This is a genomic window from Shinella sp. G-2 (assembly GCF_050172695.1).
GTDB lineage: Bacteria > Pseudomonadota > Alphaproteobacteria > Rhizobiales > Rhizobiaceae > Shinella.
In genome coordinates this window covers 1-3,053 of record NZ_JBBEYH010000054.1, presented here as the reverse complement: position 1 = coordinate 3,053, position 3,053 = coordinate 1, and the positions used below count along the sequence as shown (strand labels likewise).

General features: G+C 57.3%; 4 protein-coding genes. All 4 read left to right on the top strand.

What is annotated here, in order from left to right; genetic code table 11:
- On the top strand, positions 1 to 589 hold a 589-nt coding region (locus tag V8U06_RS29000), incomplete at its 5' end, for an electron transfer flavoprotein subunit alpha/FixB family protein (RefSeq protein WP_427143620.1).
- A 79-nt stretch (positions 590 to 668) separates the two neighbouring features.
- Positions 669 to 1,553 carry a formyltetrahydrofolate deformylase gene (gene purU / locus V8U06_RS28995; protein WP_427143619.1) on the top strand — a complete coding sequence of 295 codons (885 nt, stop codon included), beginning with the start codon at positions 669 to 671 and terminating at the stop codon, positions 1,551 to 1,553.
- Between the two features lie 6 nt (positions 1,554 to 1,559).
- A complete protein-coding gene (gene folD, locus V8U06_RS28990; protein WP_427143618.1) occupies positions 1,560 to 2,468 on the top strand; it encodes a bifunctional methylenetetrahydrofolate dehydrogenase/methenyltetrahydrofolate cyclohydrolase FolD in 909 nt (302 codons plus the stop codon).
- Between the two features lie 6 nt (positions 2,469 to 2,474).
- On the top strand, positions 2,475 to 3,053 hold a 579-nt coding region (locus tag V8U06_RS28985), incomplete at its 3' end, for an FAD-binding protein (RefSeq protein ID WP_427143617.1).

The following is a 3,053-nucleotide window of genomic DNA, read 5'->3' as shown; positions in this document are numbered from 1 at the left end:
CGAGATCGTCTCTGCCGACACGTTCAAGCGTCCGATCTATGCGGGCAATGCCATCCAGACGGTAAAGTCGTCCGATGCGAAGAAGGTAATCACGGTTCGCACCGCCTCGTTCTCCCAGGCCTCCCAAAGCCCATCTGCTGCCGTTGAGGAAATCTCAACGGCAGCTCTTTCTTCAGGACTTTCATCCTTTGTTGCTGATGCGCTGTCGGCTTCAGATCGCCCGGAACTTACCTCAGCGAAGACTGTAATCTCTGGCGGTCGCGCTCTTGGCTCTGCCGACAAATTTGACGAGGTAATCGTACCAGTTGCCGATAAGCTCGGCGCTGCCATCGGTGCCTCCCGTGCTGCTGTCGATGCCGGTTATGCGCCGAACGACTGGCAGATCGGCCAGACCGGCAAGGTTGTTGCCCCCGACCTCTACATCGCCTGCGGCATTTCTGGCGCCATCCAGCATCTGGCCGGCATGAAGGATTCGAAGGTGATCGTCGCGATCAACAAGGACGAGGAAGCGCCGATCTTCCAGGTCGCCGATTACGGTCTCGTTGGCGATCTGTTCGATGTCCTGCCCGAACTTGAAAAAGCCCTTTAACCGCAATTTCACATGAGACGGCGAGGTCACCTCCAGGCGGCCCAGTGTCTGCTGATGTTAGATGGAGTAGCCTGTGACTATGGAAAATCTGGTTCTTACGGTGTCATGCAAGTCCACAAGGGGAATCGTTGCGGCGATCTCCGGCTATCTGACTGACAAGGGTTGTAATATCCTTGATAGCTCGCAGTTCGATGATCTTGAGACCGGCCGGTTCTTCATGAGAATTGGCTTCAAGTCGGAAACCGGTATCCCGGAGCGTGATATCCGCGAAGGCTTTGATGAGGTCGCAAAGCGACTTTCAATGTCCTACGAGTTTCATCAAGGAGATAAGAGGACAAAAGTCCTTCTTATGGTCTCGCGCTTCGGTCACTGCTTGAACGATCTCCTTTATCGCTGGAGGATTGGCGCGCTTCCGATCGACATCGTTGGTGTCGTCTCCAACCACTTCGACTATCAGAAGGTGGTCGTGAACCATGACATTCCGTTCCACCACATCAAGGTAACCAAGGCGAACAAGCCCCAGGCGGAAGCGCGTATGCTCGAAATTGTTGATCAAACGGGTACCGAGCTGGTTGTGCTCGCCCGCTACATGCAGATTTTGTCCGACCAGCTCTGCGCCAAGATGTCGGGCAGGATCATCAACATTCACCATTCCTTCCTGCCCAGCTTCAAGGGCGCAAATCCCTACAAGCAAGCGTACGAGCGCGGTGTGAAGCTGATTGGCGCGACTGCCCACTATGTGACGGCAGACCTCGATGAAGGCCCGATCATCGAGCAGGATACCGTTCGTATCACGCATGCCCAAAGCCCTGACGACTACGTGTCGCTGGGGCGCGATGTCGAAAGTCAGGTTCTGGCTCGTGCGATCCACGCGCACATCCATCATCGCACCTTTGTTAATGGCAATAGGACTGTCGTGTTCCCGGCCAGCCCCGGAAGCTACGCGTCCGAACGGATGGGGTAACCACCGATGACCGCAATCATTGATGGGAAACAGATCGCCGCCGCCATCGTAGCGCAGGTGAAGAGCGCAGGCGAAGCATTACATTCAAACACAGGCGTGCAGGCAGGTATCGCAGTTGTAATCGTTGGTAATGACCCTGCTAGCCATGCCTATGTCTCCTCGAAGGCTAAAATGGCCCACGAGTGCGGCTTCCTGTCAATTAAGCACGAACTGTCGGAGGATACGAGCCAAGAAGAGTTGGCGACGCTCATCGAGTCACTCAACGATGACCCGCTCGTACACGGTATTCTCGTTCAGTTGCCTCTTCCAGGTCATTTGCGGTCAGACACGATCATTCGCGCCATTGCCCCGGCGAAGGATGTAGACGGTCTACATTTCGCGAACGCTGGCAGAATCGTAACAGGCGATCTCGATGGCGGGCTGGTTTCCTGTACACCGGCAGGTGCCATGGTATTCGTTCGCGATGTCCATGGCGACGACCTTACAGGGCTGCACGCTGTTGTGATCGGCAAGTCGAACTTATTCGGAAAGCCGATGTCAGCGCTGCTGCTGGAGGCCAATGCGACGGTTACCACGGTGCATAAGGGTACGCGCGATGTTCCCGGTCTTTGCAGAAACGCCGATATTGTTGTCGTTGCAGCGGGTCACCCTGGCCTTGTCAAAGCTGACTGGGTGCAGCCAGGTGCAACGGTTATCGATGTCGGGATTAACCGGATTGCCGCTCCCGAGAAAGGCGAAGGGAAGACGAAACTCGTCGGCGATGTTGCGTTCGAGGAAGTGGCGCGTGTCGCAGGTGCCATTACGCCGGTCCCCGGCGGCGTAGGTCCGATGACGATTGCTATGCTAATGGCAAACACTGTGATTGCTGCGTACCGGTTCGCCGGTTTGACCCCACCCAAGTTTGCAAGTCAGTGAAAACGCATGAGTGAGATTCCCGCACGCGAAAGCATGGAATTCGACGTTGTGATCGTTGGTGCGGGACCTGCGGGGCTTTCGGCGGCGATCCGGCTGAAGCAGGTCAATCCGGAGCTCTCGGTCGTCGTGCTCGAAAAGGGCGCCGAAGTCGGCGCGCATATCCTGTCGGGCGCCGTCGTCGATCCCATCGGCATCGACCGGCTGCTGCCGGACTGGCGCAAGGACGCCGACCGTCCGTTCAAGACCGAAGTGAAGGACGACCACTTCCTGTTCTTGGGCCCGGCCGGCTCGATCCGCCTGCCGAACTTTTTGATGCCGCCGCTGATGAACAATCACGGCAATTACATCGTCTCTCTCGGCAACGTCTGTCGCTGGCTGGCGACAAAGGCGGAAGAACTCGGCGTCGAAATCTATCCGGGCTTTGCCGCAACCGAAGTGCTCTACAACGACGAGGGTGCCGTCATCGGCGTTGCCACCGGCGACATGGGTATCGAGAGGAACGGCGAGCCGGGACCGAACTTCGCCCGCGGCATGGCGCTGCTCGGCAAATACACGCTGATCGGCGAGGGCGTGCGCGGCTCGCTC